The 18,928-nt window shown below is 34.1% G+C and carries 17 protein-coding genes; 15 read left to right on the top strand and 2 right to left on the bottom strand.

Features of this window, described 5'->3' with window-relative positions; all coding sequences use genetic code 11:
• The first annotated feature begins 103 nt into the window (after window positions 1–103).
• From ABD077_RS21690 to ABD077_RS21660, 7 genes are all read left to right on the top strand, one after another.
• Entirely contained in the window at window positions 104–2,668 is a 2,565-nt protein-coding gene (locus tag ABD077_RS21690; protein ID WP_343914308.1) for an HNH endonuclease signature motif containing protein, read from the top strand.
• A complete protein-coding gene (locus ABD077_RS21685; RefSeq protein WP_343914307.1) occupies window positions 2,668–3,078 on the top strand; it encodes an SMI1/KNR4 family protein in 411 nt (136 codons plus the stop codon). Before ABD077_RS21690 ends, ABD077_RS21685 begins: the two co-directional genes overlap by 1 nt.
• 275 nt (window positions 3,079–3,353) lie before the next feature.
• Window positions 3,354–6,590, top strand: coding sequence for a M14 family zinc carboxypeptidase (locus ABD077_RS21680; protein ID WP_343914306.1), 3,237 nt, complete (start codon window positions 3,354–3,356; stop codon window positions 6,588–6,590).
• Between the two features lie 529 nt (window positions 6,591–7,119).
• Complete coding sequence (locus ABD077_RS21675) at window positions 7,120–7,548, top strand: TIGR02594 family protein (RefSeq protein ID WP_343914305.1); 429 nt, start codon at window positions 7,120–7,122, stop codon at window positions 7,546–7,548.
• Window positions 7,541–7,951: a phage holin family protein gene (locus ABD077_RS21670; RefSeq protein WP_299606130.1), complete on the top strand. Its 411-nt coding sequence runs from the start codon at window positions 7,541–7,543 to the stop codon at window positions 7,949–7,951. Before ABD077_RS21675 ends, ABD077_RS21670 begins: the two co-directional genes overlap by 8 nt.
• 191 nt (window positions 7,952–8,142) lie before the next feature.
• A complete protein-coding gene (locus tag ABD077_RS21665; protein WP_343914304.1) occupies window positions 8,143–9,117 on the top strand; it encodes a hypothetical protein in 975 nt (324 codons plus the stop codon).
• A gap of 91 nt (window positions 9,118–9,208) precedes the next feature.
• Window positions 9,209–9,829, top strand: coding sequence for a hypothetical protein (locus ABD077_RS21660; RefSeq protein ID WP_343914303.1), 621 nt, complete (start codon window positions 9,209–9,211; stop codon window positions 9,827–9,829).
• 69 nt (window positions 9,830–9,898) lie between these two features.
• Here ABD077_RS21660 and ABD077_RS21655 read toward each other — a convergent pair whose 3' ends face one another.
• The gene (locus tag ABD077_RS21655; RefSeq protein ID WP_343914302.1) at window positions 9,899–11,659 is read right to left on the bottom strand and encodes an aromatic amino acid hydroxylase; all 1,761 of its coding nucleotides are present in this window, start codon (window positions 11,657–11,659) and stop codon (window positions 9,899–9,901) included.
• 204 nt (window positions 11,660–11,863) lie between these two features.
• On the opposite strand from ABD077_RS21655, the gene ABD077_RS21650 reads away from it, so the two are divergent.
• The gene (locus ABD077_RS21650; protein WP_343914301.1) at window positions 11,864–13,531 is read left to right on the top strand and encodes a T9SS type A sorting domain-containing protein; all 1,668 of its coding nucleotides are present in this window, start codon (window positions 11,864–11,866) and stop codon (window positions 13,529–13,531) included.
• A 17-nt stretch (window positions 13,532–13,548) separates the two neighbouring features.
• Here ABD077_RS21650 and ABD077_RS21645 read toward each other — a convergent pair whose 3' ends face one another.
• On the bottom strand, window positions 13,549–13,977 hold the full coding sequence (locus ABD077_RS21645) for an META domain-containing protein (protein WP_343914300.1): 429 nt from the start codon (window positions 13,975–13,977) through the stop codon (window positions 13,549–13,551).
• A gap of 152 nt (window positions 13,978–14,129) precedes the next feature.
• On the opposite strand from ABD077_RS21645, the gene ABD077_RS21640 reads away from it, so the two are divergent.
• The 7 genes from ABD077_RS21640 (at window position 14,130) to ABD077_RS21610 (ending at window position 18,924) form a co-directional block, all read left to right on the top strand.
• On the top strand, window positions 14,130–14,699 hold the full coding sequence (locus ABD077_RS21640; protein ID WP_343914299.1) for a TetR/AcrR family transcriptional regulator: 570 nt from the start codon (window positions 14,130–14,132) through the stop codon (window positions 14,697–14,699).
• A 77-nt stretch (window positions 14,700–14,776) separates the two neighbouring features.
• Window positions 14,777–15,850, top strand: a complete 1,074-nt coding sequence (paaE, locus tag ABD077_RS21635; protein WP_343914298.1) for a 1,2-phenylacetyl-CoA epoxidase subunit PaaE — start codon at window positions 14,777–14,779, stop codon at window positions 15,848–15,850.
• A gap of 56 nt (window positions 15,851–15,906) precedes the next feature.
• Entirely contained in the window at window positions 15,907–16,863 is a 957-nt protein-coding gene (gene paaA / locus ABD077_RS21630; RefSeq protein ID WP_299606148.1) for a 1,2-phenylacetyl-CoA epoxidase subunit PaaA, read from the top strand.
• Between the two features lie 11 nt (window positions 16,864–16,874).
• On the top strand, window positions 16,875–17,159 hold the full coding sequence (gene paaB / locus ABD077_RS21625) for a 1,2-phenylacetyl-CoA epoxidase subunit PaaB (RefSeq protein WP_299606151.1): 285 nt from the start codon (window positions 16,875–16,877) through the stop codon (window positions 17,157–17,159).
• A 72-nt stretch (window positions 17,160–17,231) separates the two neighbouring features.
• Window positions 17,232–17,987, top strand: coding sequence for a 1,2-phenylacetyl-CoA epoxidase subunit PaaC (gene paaC / locus ABD077_RS21620; protein ID WP_343914297.1), 756 nt, complete (start codon window positions 17,232–17,234; stop codon window positions 17,985–17,987).
• 64 nt (window positions 17,988–18,051) lie between these two features.
• Window positions 18,052–18,555, top strand: a complete 504-nt coding sequence (gene paaD / locus ABD077_RS21615) for a 1,2-phenylacetyl-CoA epoxidase subunit PaaD (protein WP_299606157.1) — start codon at window positions 18,052–18,054, stop codon at window positions 18,553–18,555.
• Window positions 18,556–18,924, top strand: coding sequence for a VOC family protein (locus ABD077_RS21610; RefSeq protein WP_343914296.1), 369 nt, complete (start codon window positions 18,556–18,558; stop codon window positions 18,922–18,924). It begins immediately after the preceding gene.
• The last annotated feature ends 4 nt before the right edge of the window (window positions 18,925–18,928 follow it).

Here is an 18,928-nt window from a genome sequence, read left to right as displayed (position 1 = left end):
ACCTGAAAAATGGTTTGCTATTCATCGCATACAAGTGTCCCTATTCTTGGGGGTAGGGATGCTGTATGCCCTAAAATAAGTGTTAATACAAAAGAAAGTAATTATGTATGCATACGATTATGGGGTTAGGAATTTTAATAAAAAATATCAACCCTTTCCCAATATAACGGTTTTCAATGATCAAATAGAAGTACTAGATCAGTCCAGTTCATTGTTCTCAGAAGTTCTTATTTATAAACAAGTTACTTTGGATGAGAATAACGATTCTTACGCAAGAATTACGCCTTCAGGAATCGAATATTCGGATCTTTTTATAAAGGAATATTTGCAAAAGTTTGGTCAATTTCAATCAACAGGAGAAACGAGAAATATTGTTGGGTTTTCTGCCCAAAGAGAAATTTTTGAGTTTAAAGGAAATTACTTCGTTTTCAATCCTGAAATTGTGATTTTAGATGAGGTGGTAGTTACCGCTAAAGGAACAGGTAACAAGAAAAAATTCGCGCCAGATCTTAGGTTGTTGAGTGAGCAATTGCAAGGGTCGGAATTATCAGTGATTTTATTTATTACCAAAGATGGAGCAAAACTAGAACGTGCTTATCAAAAAATAGATCAATTCGGTGCGAATGAGATTGTCATGTTTGTGGAAAAAGACGATGCTTATAACACCTTTGGTTCGGTGATACGAGTAAATTCTGGTGATGAGATTACTGAAAGCACTGAAATTCCATTTAATGATATTGCCAAATTAACCAAAACTTTTGAAATTGGAGTTAATTCTTCTGCGATCAAAGATGTGTTAGAAGATCATGTAAAAGACAAAGACAGTGTTTTTTATCTGATTCGAAATGTATTTCAAAAAGGTATCGAAGTAGTAAATATTCCTGCCAATTTTGCTTTAGAAAAAGTAGCAGATGCGATGGATGCTGTTTCCAAAGGTATCGAAGATAACCTGAAGATAGGAAGTAAATACTGGAAAGCGTATGATCAAGAAGGAAATCCTGATAAAACTTATAGTCCAATACTTCCAGGTTTTGAATTGATAGAACAATTAGAAACACTGAATGAGAATATAGATTATGATCAGTTATTAAGTGGATTTACTCAAAAGTTAGATGCTTTGGAAAGTCAGTTACAAACAGGAATTGATAAAATCCCTTTTCAGTTGATTCGTGATTTTGTAAAAGAAAAAGTAAGTGTCCTTTTTGACTTTATTAATGAAGGGAAATCGTTTCTAAAAGAAGTGGCTTTACAGATATTGTCGTTTACCAAAAGCTATTTTATTTTCCTCAATTCTTTTTTAGTAGGATTGATCAATAGTTTGGTAGATGTCATTAAAGGTATTTTTGATCTGATTGGGTTGATCTGCAAGATTGTCATTGGGATCAATAAAGCACAAGAGCAAACTGCCAAAACTCCGGCATCTATGTTTAGCTTATTTGTGGAGCTTTTTGAAAATGCTATGGAGACTACTGCAAAATTATTTACGCTAAAAAATATCAAAGCTTTTTTCAAGTTTATGATTGGGCTTTTTGTGAAATTCCTGACGTCTCCACCATCTATTTCCTCTGATAAATTAGGGTATGGAATCGGATATTTAATCGGGTTTATTGTCGAAGAGGTGGTGTTTGCGATTCTTACTGGAGGTGCAAAAACCGTAGGAACAGCCCTAAAACTGGCTGCTGATTCTTATAAAAGCTTGATTAGAGGTGTATATCAAGCTACTAAAAAGACCATCAAATTAACAATCGATGGCATTTTAACTATCATCAGAGAAATACAAAAACAAGTGAATGATTTCCCAAAGCTTTTAGATGATTTAGGGAAATGGTTGGATGAGGTTTTGCAGGTGGGGAGGAAAATAGATGCTTATGCTCAATTTGCTAAGGGTTTGATAAGAGCACTACAGGATTTAGGAGTAGATATTGCTAGAACTCTACTCAATGGAACGGAAAGAGCGGTTGTAACTCAATACGGAGATGTGATTTATGAAGGGCCATTCCAGAATTTCTTTAATGCTTTAACGGATTTTAATAAAAAAGCAGGAGTTAATCGAAACCAACTGAAACAGCGTTTAGATGAAATTGCTTCTGGGTTAAATGAAGAAATGCTTTCTATTCTCAAAAAGAAAAAACTAAAAGTAGAAAGAAAACCAAGGGCAACAAAAACCTTAGACGTAGTGGATCGTAATGGTAAGATTGTATTTAGAGGGTTACCGGATGATGTGCCGAAATTCTTAGAGTTTATTAATAAACCATTGGAGCAAAGAAGAAAGTTGATATTGGAAATGCAGAAAACATTACGAGGAAAGACTACAAAATATAATCAACTCAAAACTTTGGATAAGGGATATGATATTCCAACTAGTAAAAGCGGTACTTCACCAGATTTTGATGGATTAACTGAATATTTGTATCAAGGAAACGCTAAATTTGGAAAAGTAAAAATAAAAATTACCGGTTCAAGAGATGTTGATTTTGCACAAGCAAATGAACTTATGAAATTGGACGAAATTCCAGAAGGCTATACCTGGCATCATCTTGATGATTTGGATGAAAACCTGGAAGGTACTATGCAATTAGTAAAATCCACTATACATACAGCAACATACAAGCATTTTGGATCAGCTAAACAATTACAGGAATTATTGGATATCAAAAAATACTTATAATGATTAATTTTAAAAATACTAAAAAACAATTATTACCAGAAGAATTAAGCGAGTTTGAAAAAGAGCAAGGTTTTATATTACCAATAGATTATAAATCACATATTTTGATTTATAATGGAGGTAGACCTGATAAGGATTATTTTGGAGACACCCGTTTAAGCTATTTTTACCCAATAAAGTATGGAGATTCTGGAACTTTGGAAGAGACATTAAATGTTATTTCAGATGTTTTACCAGATGGTTTTTTTCCTTTTGCTTACGATGGTGGAGGGAATCAAATATGTATCGCGTTGGATGAGAAAAACTATGGGAAGATTTTTATTTGGTATCATGATATGGATGATGATGAAGATATTGAATTACTTGCAAACTCATTTAAAGAGTTTATGAATGGTTTAACTGAAGAATAAGAGCTGTGTAAAACAAAATTATAATCCCAAAAACCGCTCAATCTGAGCGGTTTTTTTATGATATTTCCCCTTAGAAGATGATAGTTTTTACAAGCTTGTAAAACGATTTTGAATAGTTAATCTATTGATTTACTGGGGTGTTTTTGATGGAAAAGATTAGGGTTTAGAAGGGGTTTTTGATGTTTTTTATCCTATCTTTAAGATTGTTAAAACCAATTTAAAATTAAACACTGCTTCTTAACCAAAGCAGAACTTACACAAACACTCTTAAAACCATGAAGAAAACACTATCGTTTATCTTATGGATCGGCATGATCCTAAGTTATCCTATGTTTGCACAGCAAACTCCAAAAGAACAGGCTATTGAATATATAAATCTTAAAGGAGAAGTAATATTTGATATAGCTATTAAAAACCCTTTGCAAATACAATCTATTAGTCAGGGACTTTCAGTTGTTAATTATGATGAAAGCACTGGAATTCTTAAGCTTATGGCTAATCAATCTCAATTTGATCAGTTTTTGCAAAGAAACGTCTCATTCACAGTTAGTAAAGAAGATAATATCGTTGGTTATCAAACCATGACTTCAGATCTTTCTGTAAAAGCAGCAACCTTTCCATTAACAGCCTATCCAACGTACGCAGATTATGTAAGCATCATGAATGATTTTGCAACTAATAATCCTACCATTTGTCAGGTGGAAAACATTGGTGCAACTACAGAAGGTGATAAATCTATACTTTTTGTAAAACTTTCTGATAACGTATCGGCTAATGAACAAGAACCCAGAGTGATGTACACATCTTCTATGCATGGTGATGAGATCGCAGGATATCCTATGATGCTTAATCTTATTGATTTTTTGCTAAATACCTATAATGACACTTCGCATCCAAGACATGCAGAAATTAAACAATTGTTAGATAATAATGAGGTATGGATTAATCCACTAGCCAATCCAGATGGAACGTTTAGAAATAGTGCGAATAATACTTCGGTAGCTAATGCTACCCGAGGTAATGCTAATAATGTAGATCTGAATCGAAACTATCCAGATCCAGATGATGGGCCAAATCCTGATGGGAATAGTCATCAGATAGAAACACAACATTTTATGAATTTTGCAGCGGACAAACACTTTGTGCTATCCGCAAATTTTCACGGAGGAATTGAATTGATTAATTATCCTTGGGACACCTACGCTGGTGCACATCCAGATCAAGATTATTTTATTCACATCTCCGAGGAATATAGAGATTTTTGCCAGCAAAATAGTCCAAATGGGTATTTTGATGCTCTTAATAATGGAATTACAAACGGATATGCTTGGTATGAAGTACAGGGAGGAAGACAAGATTATCAAATTTATTTCCATAAAGGAAGGGAAGTAACAGTAGAACTTTCGAATGCTAAAACTCCTCCCGCAAATCAACTAGTCAATTTTTGGAATTATAATCAAGAAGCACTTATCGGATTTTTGAAACAAGTCAATTATGGAATTCGAGGTGTAGTTACCGATGCAGTAACTAGTCAGGCAATTGATGCAAAAATAACAGTAGTTGGAAAAGAGAATTATGAAACCTGGACTCCTACCGAATTACCAGAAGGAGATTATTACAGACCAATCAAAGCTGGAGTATACGATGTGCTTTATGAAGCAGAATGCTATGAGTCCAAAACCATTACAAATGTGGTGATTGCGGATGATCAGGCCGTTATACAAAATGTGCAGCTAACTCCAATTGGAGCGGTAGCTCCAACAGGATTAACCGCATCTGCAGTACAATCTAGTAGTGTTAGTTTAAGTTGGACCGGTAGTGCTGGAGCTACTTTTGATCTTAGATATAGAGAAACGGGAACAACTAACTGGACCGTTATCAATCTGGCTACAAATACAACTACGCTTACGGGATTATTATCAGAGACTACTTATGAAGCTCAGGTTCGTAGCATTTGCTCTGGAGCTACTACATCTCCCTATAGTGATGCGATATCATTTACAACAACAGCAACTCCGGCATGTTCTGGAATTAGCACATTTCCGTATACAGAAGGTTTTGAAACCGATTTGGGTGTTTGGTTAAATGCTAATAATGATGATATAAATTGGACAAGAGATAGTAATGGAACTCCATCCAGTGGAACAGGACCGTCTTCCGCTCAAGAAGGATCTTTTTATTTATTCACAGAAGCATCTGGTAATGGGAGTGGTTATCCAGGAAAAGTCGCTTTGTTAAATAGTCCTTGTATTGATTTAGGAAACCTAAGTGGAGCTACCTTGGAGTTTGCGTATCATATGAATGGCACAAATATGGGATCGTTAGAAGTATTAGTAAGTACGGATGAAGGGGCAAGTTATACATCTCTTTGGTCTAGAAGTGGAAGTCAAGGGAATCAATGGAATCAAGCATCGATAGATTTGTCTTCATATACAGGATCTGTAATTGAGTTTCAGTTTAAGGGGACTACCGGAAATGGATTCAGAAGTGACCTAGCAATCGATGATTTCGCAATTATCTCTAGCACACCAGATACACAAGCACCTTCTGCGCCAACCAACCTTACAGCATCAAATATTACAGGAACAACAGTAGATTTATCTTGGAATCCATCTACCGATGACATTGGAGTATCAGTTTACGAAGTGTATCAGGGAACAACACTCTTTGCTAGTTCAACTTCTGTAAACACCACAGTAAGTGGATTAAACCCAAATACTACATATACATTTGTTGTGATTGCTAAAGATGCTGCTGGTAACAGTTCAGCCGAAAGTAACGACGTTACTATTACCACGACAGGAGTTGTAATTACTTATTGCGATAGTCAAGGTAATAATGTAAATGATGAGTTTATTGATTATGTGAGTATAGGAGGAATCGATAATGTTTCCGCAGCAACCACGGGGTATTCGGACTTTACGAACTTAACGGGTTCGATTAGTTATGGACAAAACACGATTGTATTAAGCCTGAATTATACGGGTACAGTATATACAGAATACTGGAATGTATGGATAGATTATGATCAGAGTGGAACTTTTGAAAGTTCAGAGAAAATTGTTTCAGAATCTACCAGAAGTGATGCAAATCAATCTTATGATTTTTCGGTACCTTCTAGTGCATTATCGGGAACAACGAGAATGAGAGTGACTTTAAAATATAATGCTACGGCTACTCCTTGCGAAACCTTTACCTATGGAGAGGTGGAGGATTACACCGTAAATATTGGTAGCACAAAGGTTGCTACAATCATAAGTGCTAAAGATGACTTTGATAATAATGCAAAACTTCGGTTGTATCCTAATCCTGTAACGAACGGAATTCTTTTTATTGATGGAGTTACTGATTCGAATACAGAAATAAAAGTTTATAATTACGCAGGTCAAATACTAATAAATTCAAAGTTCGATGACGGAAAAATAGATGTAAGTAATTTATCTAATGGTCTGTATTTGTTACAAGTTGGTGATCAGTCTGATAAAAGAATAGAAAGATTTATAGTACAATAGTTTTTCTGTTTTATAAGCAATAAAATATCTTTTTTAGAAGGTCAAAATTCAGAGAGTTTTTCTTTTGAATTTTGACCTTTTTTCATCCCGTAGTTGCAGTAGGTAGTAGGCGAAATTTTTCTCAAAACCTTAATGTATTTGTATATTTGTATACGCTTTTCAAAGCACTGTAAATCATTGATTTTGATGACAATTCAATGACCAAAGTGTATTAACAGTTTACTGTATGATGTACAAAAAAAGAACGGGTTTTTAGGTTCCTGCAGGTATTATAATTAAGCCTAAAAACTTCACTCTTTTTAAGTGCAATTAACCAAGTTCTGCGTAATTAAAAAGATTCAAAAAAAAGGCAAACATATCACCAGTTTTCGGAGTGGATTAAGTGTTTTTTTGAACAATATTATTTACGTGGGAGTAATCAATCATTTTTAACATGTGAAATAAGCCATGATTACTATGTAGGTAGTAACCTAGATAGTTTATGGCAAATTACATCTGATAGTCAAATAAACTAAAAAACAAAAAACAGATGAATATTTTAGAAATGGCGCTATCTCAGTATGGCGTTACGGAGATTAATGGCTCCAAAGATCATCCACAGATCATTTCCTATTTTAATGAACTTGGCTTTGATGGCGCTCAATTGCATGATGAAACTGCTTGGTGCAGTGCATTTACCAATTGGGTAGCTAAAAAATCTGGTTATTCCTATTCTGGTAAGCTTACGGCTAGAAGTTGGCTTAATGTTGGACAATCTACAAACACTCCAGGTGTGGGAGATATTGTAGTATTATGGAGAGAAAGCCGCACCAGTTGGAAAGGCCATGTTGGTTTTTTTATCAAAGAAACGAAAGGATTTGTATATGTTCTGGGAGGAAATCAAAACAATAAGGTGTGTATTCAAGCATACCCTAAAAATCGAGTTTTAGAGTATAAAAAATTAACAAAAAATGGATAAAATTATTAATATATTATTTTGGCTGCTTGCGATCCTGTCTCCAGTGAATGGAGTGATGATGACAATGGTCTTCCTGATTCTGGTTGATTTTATTACAGGTTCCTATGCATCCTATAAAAACAAAGTTCCTATAAGTAGCGAACGAATAAGTAATACGATCTCTAAATTTTTTATCTATAATTTGGTGATTCTAGCATCTTTCTTATTAGAAACTTTTATCGTAGATGAAGTTCCTTTTCTTAAGATAATTGCTGGATTTATAGCCATTACAGAGATAAAATCGATTTTAGAAAACTTCAATAAAATTTATGGTATAGACCTTTTTAAAGCTTTAGTAAGTATGCTAAGATCAGGAGGTATTTCTGAGACCATAAATACCATCTCTAAAGAAGGAAAAAAATAGAGAGATGATCAGAATCACTACACTTTAGATAACACAATCTTAGGTTTTTCATTTTTTAGGCATTTGCGTATGAGTAATACCTGGCAGGTAGTTGCGTAGACGATTACATGATAAATTTTAGTATTGATACTCGCAAAAGTGTAGTGGTTTTTTAATGAAATAAAATGATAACTAATAGAAATACATAAAGAATGTCTATAAAAACAAAAGAAGAATTAAAATCATATTTCGAAACAGGGGATATTCCAACAGAGCAGCAATATGAAGAATTAATAGATGGTTTTTATCATAAGAATGAAGGAAAACTTGTAAAGAAGGTAATAGAAGATAACGATGAAGCTGTTGTAGTTGAATTTACGGATGGAACCGTACTAAATATTCCCAACTCTTGGGATATTGACCAGATAAACGGATTGTTAGAAGCACTAACGAATAAAGTAACTATTGAGGATGGTAAAGGATTATCTTCTAATGATTTTACAAATGCAGAAAAACAAAAGTTAGCATCATTATCGTCAACTGGTGGTAATGTAACCGTGGATAGTGTGTTATCTGACGCGTCTGTGAATCCCGTTCGAAATAATGCGATTACGGTAGCACTAAAAAACAAGGTGTCGATAAACGAAGGTGAATATAGAGCATTAAAGAATTCTGTTTTAAAACACAATGTTAGAACCTATACAAATGTAAAACCAGATGAAATTACTTTTGATACTGATTTTATAGAAGTAGATAAATTGCTTGATACTGATGGTACATCCATAGGGAGTTTTTTCTTTGTAAAAAACGTGTATTCTTCTTCTACAGGAGCATTTGCCTATTTTAAAAATAAAGGTAAAGTTAAAATCAGAGCGAACAAACATCCTCTTTCTTTAATTGTGGATACCACAAAAGAAACTGTTTCCTATAATAATTATACGGGTTATAGGATGCAATCGTATAGTGGTCCAATTACTAATAAACTTCTGGAAGATGTCTCTCTAAAATTTGAATTGATTTTCATAGAAACAGAAGCGGATCAAATTGAAGTAATGAAAGATCGTATGATAGAAAACATTGATATCGTAAACGGAAATTTACAATTAACTACTGGAACAAATCCCAGAAAGATAGTTGCTCAAATATCTCTTAAAAGTTTGAAAATAGCATTGGATAATGTGGTCTAATCCTTAGTAGTTCATTAATTCAAATAGCTCTAAAAATACCAGATTGATGTACTTCAATCTGGTATACTTTTCTAATTTAAAATATATTCGAATGTGGTATAAAATGTCGAGTAATAAAGTGCTGTTGATTATTATCGTAGTCTTGTCTGTATATATTTTGGCTCAAAAACAATGTTCTTCTGATAAAAATATACAATCAGAAAGGCCTAAGGTTACAGTAATGACAGATACTGTTTATCAAGTTAAAATAGATACGTTTTATTTACAAACAGAAAAATACAAAACAGTGTATATTTCTAAAAAGGTAGCATCTACAGAGGTTAATCTAAATGTTAAGGGAAAAACAGATGTAATAAAAGAAGAACAAGTTCTTTTTGAGGAAGCTAGAGAATACCGGGATACTTTATTTAAGGATGATCTAGAGATTTATAGTTACAATTTGTTAAAGGGAGAATTACTTTCTAGTAATTTATCTTATAAATTAAAAGTCCCTAGGGAAATTAAAATAACAAATACTATAGAGCACCCGAAAACATATAAAAGTGGTTTGTATGCTTTTGGCGAAGTAGGAGGTAATCAAAGACAGTTTAATAATATTAGTTTGGGACTTCAATATAACAGGAAAGGAGATTGGTTCGTAAGCTATAGATCTAATTTTAGTAGATTATCTAATGTAACCCATCATATAGGAGTAGGGTTTCGAATAAAATAACCGAAGAAGATAAATAATCAGACCAAGGTTTATGATGCTTTGGTCTGATATATGTCTATATGGTTTTAACTAGCTGATTAAAGCTTTTTTTGTAATAATTTCAATACCACTATCGATTAAATGAGCGATAGAAGGTTTAGCTGCTTTGATCTTATCTAAATGTTGTAAAATGTGATCTGCAAAGTTGGTATCCCGGTCATAAATCAATTCATAAATTTCTATAGGCAATAACCAATCTTCAGAATGATCTTTTTTTATAATCGCAAAAACCGCTTCCAGAGAAAATTTTGTGTTTTCACCATTTCTAACATTTTTTACAGCCTGATATAGAGCATGTAATTCTTTTTCTTGATCGGTATATGATCGTTTTATGGTATTCATATTGGGATTATGAGTAATCATATCAAAAGAATAATCATCTGCAGGGCCCGAAAAAGCAGAAACAATTTCTTTTCCTACTGCAAGATCAAAAGTTCCCCATTCAGGTCTGAATAAGAACTCATCCTTATATTTGATAGTACATTCTTTAAACTGAATAAGGATAAGTTCTCCTTTGATATTACGCATTCCAGTAACGTTGATTCCAGCTACCGTAATACCACTTTCAAACTCAAATTCAATATGTTCTCCATCATAAAAGTTATAAGCTTTTAAATCTCTTGGAGACATGTTTTCTATCGCTAGATTGATTCCTTTTAGTTTTCCTAATGGAGATCTGAATCCATTTGGATGTGCATCAATTCCTTGTCCAATTAATTCTTTTTCTCTAAAAGAAAGAGCAGTAGGACCTTCGGTTTCAAAATAAATAACTTCATTGTCTTCATTCTTGATCATTCTAGTAAAAACACCAGAGACTTGTAGACCAGTACTGAGCTCTATAGTGCCTAAGTTTTGAGATTCTATTAGTTTTGCAAGTCCTCGATGACCTCCTTTTCGTAAGGCCATTGTATCAGCAAACTCTTCTAATACCTGACATAGATAAGCAAAATCAGGAGTTACAAAAAGCTGAGGTTGAGGTTTCGTAATGTCAAAATCTTGAAACGCCGCATCTGGATGATAAGGAAGTTTTGTTACATTATCAGTCATACACCACTCACTTTCTCCAATAGATGAGAGTAATCCTGCACCATAAATTTTAGGATCTTCCACTGTTCCTATTAAACCATACTCAACCGTCCACCAATGCAGATTTCTTATCAGTGCCATTTCAGAAGGTTCTGATTTTTGGTTTTGTAGTTCGTTTACTCTTTTTTCCGCATTTTCAATCTCTTTAGGATCTGTATCAGGAGATTCTTTTAGTATAGAAAGTGTTCTTACGGCATCATACATGTCGTAGTCTCTCTTTGAAGAAATCGCTTTACAGCCAATTTTTCCGAAACGACGGAGGTATTCTGCATAATCCGGATTAGCGATGATAGGAGCATGTCCTGCTGCTTCATGAATAATATCAGGAGCAGGTGTATATTCTATATTTTCGAGTTGTCGAATGTCAGAAGCAATAACTAATATGTTGTACGCCTGAAATTCCATAAAAGCATTTGGAGGAATAAACCCATCTACAGCTACAGCTGCCCATCCAATTTCTTTAAGAATTCTATTCATACCATACATGCTCGGAATTTCGTTAATAGAAATTCCAGTTTTTTCTAACCCTTTTAGATACGATTTATGAGCTACTTTGCTTAATGTGGCAATATTTTTACGCATTACATACCTCCAAACTGCCTGATCTATAGGTGTGTATTCATCATAATTTTGTGGTTTGATGAACTGTTTAAGATGAGGTGGTAGTCTATCAAGTAAAGGATTAGATTCTATTGGTGATGACATGTATAAATTAAATTTTGTGTGCTAATTTTTGGATTCCGAAAAGTACTAGTTTTAAAACTAAGATTAGAATTAATTAACTAATTTTGTTAACGAACAGTAGGGTTTTATTCTAATATTATGTTAGAATAATAGATAGTAGTTTAATTTTTGTTCACTTTATCCGTTATAAGAAAAAGATTGTCAATCTTATTAAGATTATATCCAATGATGAGAAAATTTATATGTATTAGCGTTTCATTACTTTTTACGGTAGTGATATTTGGTCAGGTAACTAATGAACTTCCTAAAAGTTCGGAAGTACAATTTAGCAAAACGTTAGATAATGTGGAGATACCTTCTGTAAAGATGGCTTCTATAGATTTAGATGTATTAAAGAAAGAAGACGCTATAAATGATTTGGATAAGTCTAAGGTATATCGATTCGGTCATGAGTTTAAAGTAGATCTTGGGATTGCAAATGCGGGAGTATGGACAGAATTGCCAAATGGAGATAGGATATGGAGGATACGAATTATCTCAGAAGGTGCAAACACTCTGAATTTTGTATTTAATTCATTCAGACTTCCCGAAGGAGGAAAAGTTTTTTTATATAATGAGGATAAATCATTTCACCTAGGAGCTTATACGGATAAAATGAATAACCCAGACGAAACAATAGGAACGTGGCTTGCCGATGGTGATAATATAATAATAGAATACTTTGAGCCAAAATCCGTAAGAGGTTTAGGAAAATTAAATATTGGTTCAGTAGTCCATGGCTATAGAAGTAAAAGTAACTTCCAGGCATTTCAAAAGGGATTGAACACTTCTGGGGATTGTAATCAAGATGTAAATTGTCCTGTGGGATCGGATTTTGATAGTATTAAAGATATTGTAAAAAAAGCTGTAGGTATTATTCTTGTAGGAAATACTGGATTCTGTACGGGTACCTTGATTAATAACACTAGTAGAGATGGAGCACCGTATTTTCTTACGGCGAATCATTGTGGTACCGCTAATGCTAATTGGGCGTTTCGATTTAATTGGATAAGTACGAATGCGGTTTGTGCTACAACAGAAGATAGTGTAGATAATGGTCCTTCCAATTATTTTCAAACCACTAGTGGGGCAACACCAAGAGCAGTAAATCCAGAGTCTGACGTTCAGTTGGTGGAGATTACAGGTGGATTAGATGAAGATTGGGATATCGAATGGGCAGGATGGGATCGTACAGGAAATGCTCCAGATTTTGTGGTTGGAATTCATCATCCAGATGGTGATATTATGAAAGTATGTCGCGAAGATATAAGTCCGACTATAGAGGATAATGTGAATATTGGGGGTATACCAGACCCAGTGGATACATGGAGAGTGGATGATTGGGATTTAGGAGTTACTGAAGGAGGGTCTTCGGGTTCTGCTATCTTTGATCAAGAAGGTAGAATAGTAGGGCAATTAGCGGGAGGAGGAGCCGCTTGTTCTGGAACTAATGATAATGGAGCGCCGGATTTTTATGGAAGATTTAGTGTTTCTTGGGATTTCGGAACTACAGATGCTACCAGATTATCCAATTGGTTAGATCCAACAAATACGGGTCAAACGGCTCTTAATGCACTATCACAAGGAAATGATCCCGATCCAGGAGAAGGTGGGGAACCGTCAACAGAGATTGTTCTTTATCCAAATCCTACCGAAGGAATGATTACGATTTCTGAAGAAGAAAGCTCCTTTGATTATCTAGTGTTTGATATTTTTGGTCAAGTAGTTACCAGAGGACAAATCACAAATGAAAGAACCATAGATTTATCATCGATAGCTTCAGGAATGTATTTTGTATACATGGAAAACCTTTCCGAAGGAGGTGATTTTACTAAAAAGATAATAGTAGAATAAGAAAAGGGATATTTTCCTTAAAGTTTTTTCTTAGCAGAAAGGATAATTATGCCCTTATGATTCGTTAAGTTGAGTGTATTGCCTTCTAAGTTTTTGTACTTCTCTTCAGCGAACACTTTAAAAAACTCTTTCTCTACATCAGATGTTTCCTCGCAATAGATTTTAGTACCTATTGGGAAACCAGTATTCAAAGAGTTTTTGTCTGCTTTATAATCACAAGTGTAGGAATTGCAACCGGAAAAACCTGAAATACTGTTTTTAGCAGTATTAAAAATCATAGTTAGTTTATACTCGGAAACGTCCTTTCCGTAGAGATTGGTAACCATATAAGTACCATTAAGTTTGGATATATCTTGAGCTTCTTTATTGTTAGAATTTACAGCATTTACGCTATTGCAGTTAGTTAGGAATAGAAAAAAAGTAAACAATAAAGTGTAATATTTCATAGGTTTTCGATTTTTATTAAAAAATGGAGTAAAGAATGTCGTATAATTTCTAAAATAACAAATTTATTATATTTTTAGTGTTTAATCTGTAATCAAAACATGGAATTAATTTTTTAAAATGTTTGATTAACAGTCGTAAAACCCCTGTGCCAATGAAACAAGAGAGTAGAAAGCAAGAAATTGTAAATGCTGCGGCAATTCTTTTTAAAGAAAAAGGCTATAGTGCAGTTACTATGAGAGATTTAGCCACTGCTATGGGAATCAAAGCCGCTAGCCTCTATAATCATATTCAGTCTAAACAAGAAATCTTGTCCACGATTATAATCGAACTTGCTGAAGAGTTTACTACAGGAATGAATCAAATTGTAAATTCGGATCATAGTGCTATTCAAAAATTAGAAAACATAATAAGTCTTCACATAGACGTTACTTTGCGTAATTCTGATGGATTAGCTTCATTAAATAATGACTGGATGCATCTGGAAGAAGATAATCTGCTATATTTTGAAAAAATGAGAAATGATTATGAGGAGAATTTTAGACAGATTGTGATTTCTGGGGTAAATACAAATGAAATAAAACCTAATAATATAGAAATTATTGTGTTTTCAACTTTATCTACACTTAGAACACTTTATTTATGGTATCCTAAGCAGAAAAATATAGAAGCAGATATGCTAAAAAAAGATATGATTTCTGTACTGTTAAAAGGCTTGGTTTAAAATTAACAATTAATTAATTGTGTATCAAACTAACAATTGTTAGTTTTGTTGTACTATAACGTTATAGTGTAGCATGTATGAGTGATTTTTACACAGTTAAAATAGCTGAGGTTCAGGAAGAAACAAAAGATTGTGCCTCTATTACTTTCGAGATTCCTCAAAAGTTAAAAAACGTCTTTGCCTTTACACAAGGACAATATCTTACGCTAAAAACTAACATTGATGGAGAAGAAATAAGACGAAGTTATTCCTTATGTTCTAGCCCTGTTGAAGATGTTTGGAAGGTAGCGGTTAAAAGAATAGCGGGAGGTGTTTTTTCTAATTACGCTTGTGACGTTCTAAAAGCTGGTGATGAATTAGAAGTGCTACCTCCTGCAGGTAGTTTTTTTACTCCAGTAGATCATAATAGTGTCAAAAATTATATTGTTTTTGCTGCAGGAAGTGGAATAACTCCCATACTGTCTATTATTAAAACACATCTCGCTCTAGAACCTGATTGTACGTTTAAGCTGTTTTATTTGAACAGAAATGCGAAATCCATTATCTTTAAAGAAGAGATAGAAGCCTTACGTAACAAATATTTTGGTCGATTAGAGATATTTTATTTCTTAACTAAAGAACATCGAGATATTCCGTTACTAAACGGAAGATTTACTTCCGAAAAGTTAAAGGAATTAACTACAAAAGTGTTTGATGTAAATAACGTAGATGACTGTTTTATTTGTGGTCCTGAAGAAATGATATTTCTTATAAGAGATGAGCTTGTAAAAGCAGGAATGTCTAAAGAAAAAATTCATTATGAGTTGTTTTTTTCTGGAGGTTCTGAAGAGAATCAGAAAAAGATAGCTGAAGTACTAGATAAAAAAGTTGATGGAACCGAAATAACGATTATCGATGGAGGAAAAGAATTTCACTTTGCCATGGATGATGATTACGATAATATACTAGATGGAGCACTTGCTGCGGGAGCAGATCTTCCTTTTGCTTGTAAGGGAGGTGTTTGTAGTACCTGTAAATGTAAGGTTGTAGAAGGAAGTGTGGAAATGAAAATTAATTATGCTCTCGAAGAAGATGAGGTAGCCAAAGGTTTGGTGCTTTCTTGTCAAGCTGTTCCTACTGCCGAAAAAGTGGTAGTAGATTTTGATGTTTAACATTCTTAATGACTCTCTTCGTTGCTAGGATTTGAGTCATAATAAAAACTATTGTTATGAGTGAAAAAGAAATAAAAAATCTAGAAGAAATCTTTGAACAAAAGATCGCCAGAGATGAAAAGATTGAGCCAAAGGATTGGATGCCGGAAAAATATAGAAAGACTCATATTCGTCAGATATCTCAGCATGCACATTCTGAGATCGTAGGAATGTTACCAGAAGGTAATTGGATTACAAGAGCACCTTCTCTAAGACGAAAAGTAGCATTATTAGCAAAAGTACAAGATGAGGCAGGACATGGACTATACTTATATAGTGCCTGTGAAACCCTAGGTATTTCTAGAGACGAATTATATGATCAATTACATACAGGAAAAGCTAAATATTCAAGTATCTTCAACTATCCAACAATAACTTGGGCAGATATTGGAGCTATTGGTTGGTTAGTAGATGGTGCGGCTATTATTAATCAGGTACCATTATGCAGTACTTCTTACGGTCCGTATGCAAGAGCTATGATCAGAGTATGTAAAGAAGAAAGTTTCCACCAGAGACAAGGTTTTGAAATTATGATGACTTTAGCTAATGGAACTCCAGAACAGAAAGAAATGGCACAGGACGCTTTAAATCGCTGGTGGTGGCCATCTTTGATGATGTTAGGTCCTACAGATGCAGAGTCAGTACATACAGCGCAATCTATGAAATGGAAGCTAAAACGTAAAACGAATGACGAATTACGTCAGCAGTTTATTGATCAAACAGTGCCGCAAGCTGATTTAATTGGACTAACGGTGCCAGACCCTGATCTAAAATGGAACGAAGAAACTGGTCATTATGATTTTGGAGAAATTGATTGGGAAGAATTTTGGCAAGTTGTTAAAGGACATGGTCCTTGTAATAAAGAGCGTATGAGCGCTAGAGTAAATGCTTGGGAAAAAGGAGAATGGGTTAGAGATGCAGCTATGGCCTATGCAAAGAAACAAGAAGATAAAAAGCTGAGAGAAGCAATCTAATAATATAAGAAATGAAAAATAATTGGCCACTTTGGGAAGTATTTGTTAGAAGTAAAAATGGCTTAGAACATAGACATTTTGGAAGCCTACACGCTGCAGATGCAGAAATGGCTTTAGAAAATGCCAGAGATGTATACACCAGGAGAAGTGAAGGAGTTAGTATATGGGTTGTGGAGTCAAAGAATATTACAGCTTCAAATCCCGATAATAATGGAGAGCTTTTTGAACCCGCGCAGGATAAAATATACAGACACCCAACGTTTTATGATCTACCTGATGAGGTAAAGCATATGTAATTCTTCTATAAAAGGAAGTTTTTAGGTAAACTAAAAGTTAATTAAAAGATACCCGCTTTGACGGGCAATATCATGAAAAACGAAAATTTAGTTCAATATATATATGGTATAGCTGATAACGCCTTGATCTTAGGACAACGCTTATCAGAACTATGCGGTCATGGTCCTAGTTTAGAAACTGATATTGCAGGTACTAATATGGCTCTTGATCTTTTAGGTCAAACCCGTAGTTATTATCAATATGCAGCCAGTCTGGTAGGTGAAGGAAAAACAGAAGATGACATAGCTTTTCTAAGAACAGAAAGACAATATAAAAATGTACTGTTAGTGGAACAACCTAATAGACATTTTGGATATGTAATCGCAAGACAATTTCTATTCGATGTTTTTCACCTTTTACTACTTCAGGAATTGCAACGAAGTGAAGATGAAACCTTAGCAGCAATTGCCAAAAAAGGGATCAAGGAAGTAAGCTATCATAGAAGATTTTCCTCTGATTGGATAAAAAGGCTGGGTGATGGAACAGAAGAAAGTCATCAAAAAGTTCAAGAAGCGATTAATGATTTATGGAGATTCACAGACGAATTATTCCATATGACAGAGAATGATATGATAGTTGCCGATGAAGGAGTAGGAATAGACGTGAAACAACTAAGAGAGGATTATTATAGGATTGTAAAAGAAGTTCTAGAAGAAGCAACCTTAGCGGTTCCTGAAATAAAATATTTTCAAAAAGGAGGCAAGCAAGGAATTCATAGTGAGCATATGGGGTATTTGTTATCCGACTTGCAATATATGCAGAGAACTTACCCTAATATGAAGTGGTAAGAAATGTTTTTAAGTGCGAAAGAAAACCATTAGATTCTCATCTTTAATATAAAACAAGTATACATTGACTATAGAATTGCAACCTCATATCGATCCAAAACTGATTCCAATTCTGGAAAAAGTTCACGATCCTGAAATTCCCGTGTTGGGAATTTTAGATATGGGTGTAGTTCGTTCCGCAATAATGAAGGATAATGTAGCTCAAATTAAGATTACTCCAACATATAGTGGATGTCCAGCGATGGATGTTATTGGTGATGATATCGTAAGTGCATTTGCTAAAGAAAATATTACAGCCAAGGTGCAATTAGTACTTTCGCCAGCTTGGACTACCGATTGGATAACTCCAAACGGAAGGAAAGCATTAGAGGAGTATGGTGTAGCAGCTCCACTAGGAGAAGAAGCTGATAAGGCTGTTTTATTAGAAGGAAAGAGGATTGTAAAATGCACCAATTGTGGTTCTACAAATACGAAAATGATCAGTCAATTTGGTTCTACAGCCTGTAAAGCATTGTTTCAATGCGAAGACTGTCTAGAACCGTTTGATTATTTTAAATGCTTAAAATGAATGTTAGGACTTAGAACTACCATATACAAAGTAAGTGATCTTGAAAAAGCCAAGAAATGGTATACAAAGGCTTTTGAAGTTGCACCTTATTTTGATGAACCTTACTACGTGGGGTTTAATGTTGGTGGATTCGAATTAGGCCTACAACCAGATGAAGAAACTCCCGCTAAGAAATCTGAAAATGTACTATCCTATTGGGGAGTTAGTGATGTTGAAAAAGAATTTCAAAGACTTATTGATTTAGGAGCCACATCTCATGAAAAACCAACCAATGTCGGAGGAGAACTTATGGTGGCAACAGTAAAATGTCCTTGGGATAATATTATCGGAATTATTTATAACCCATACTTTAAAATAGAAACACAATAATCAA

It is taken from the genome of Aquimarina litoralis (genome assembly GCF_039523995.1).
Classification (GTDB): Bacteria; Bacteroidota; Bacteroidia; order Flavobacteriales; family Flavobacteriaceae; genus Aquimarina; species Aquimarina litoralis.
The sequence above is the reverse complement of the archived record's forward strand: the minus strand, read 5'-3'. Positions and strand labels throughout refer to the sequence as shown.

Coding starts and splice junctions, on each gene's coding strand:
- ABD077_RS21690 (WP_343914308.1), top strand. CDS start 104: ATGTATGCATACGATTATGGGGTTAGGAATTTTAATAAAAAATATCAA.
- ABD077_RS21685 (WP_343914307.1), top strand. CDS start 2,668: ATGATTAATTTTAAAAATACTAAAAAACAATTATTACCAGAAGAATTA.
- ABD077_RS21680 (WP_343914306.1), top strand. CDS start 3,354: ATGAAGAAAACACTATCGTTTATCTTATGGATCGGCATGATCCTAAGT.
- ABD077_RS21675 (WP_343914305.1), top strand. CDS start 7,120: ATGAATATTTTAGAAATGGCGCTATCTCAGTATGGCGTTACGGAGATT.
- ABD077_RS21670 (WP_299606130.1), top strand. CDS start 7,541: ATGGATAAAATTATTAATATATTATTTTGGCTGCTTGCGATCCTGTCT.
- ABD077_RS21665 (WP_343914304.1), top strand. CDS start 8,143: ATGTCTATAAAAACAAAAGAAGAATTAAAATCATATTTCGAAACAGGG.
- ABD077_RS21660 (WP_343914303.1), top strand. CDS start 9,209: ATGTGGTATAAAATGTCGAGTAATAAAGTGCTGTTGATTATTATCGTA.
- ABD077_RS21655 (WP_343914302.1), bottom strand. CDS start 11,659: ATGTCATCACCAATAGAATCTAATCCTTTACTTGATAGACTACCACCT.
- ABD077_RS21650 (WP_343914301.1), top strand. CDS start 11,864: ATGATGAGAAAATTTATATGTATTAGCGTTTCATTACTTTTTACGGTA.
- ABD077_RS21645 (WP_343914300.1), bottom strand. CDS start 13,977: ATGAAATATTACACTTTATTGTTTACTTTTTTTCTATTCCTAACTAAC.
- ABD077_RS21640 (WP_343914299.1), top strand. CDS start 14,130: ATGAAACAAGAGAGTAGAAAGCAAGAAATTGTAAATGCTGCGGCAATT.
- paaE (WP_343914298.1), top strand. CDS start 14,777: ATGAGTGATTTTTACACAGTTAAAATAGCTGAGGTTCAGGAAGAAACA.
- paaA (WP_299606148.1), top strand. CDS start 15,907: ATGAGTGAAAAAGAAATAAAAAATCTAGAAGAAATCTTTGAACAAAAG.
- paaB (WP_299606151.1), top strand. CDS start 16,875: ATGAAAAATAATTGGCCACTTTGGGAAGTATTTGTTAGAAGTAAAAAT.
- paaC (WP_343914297.1), top strand. CDS start 17,232: ATGAAAAACGAAAATTTAGTTCAATATATATATGGTATAGCTGATAAC.
- ABD077_RS21610 (WP_343914296.1), top strand. CDS start 18,556: ATGTTAGGACTTAGAACTACCATATACAAAGTAAGTGATCTTGAAAAA.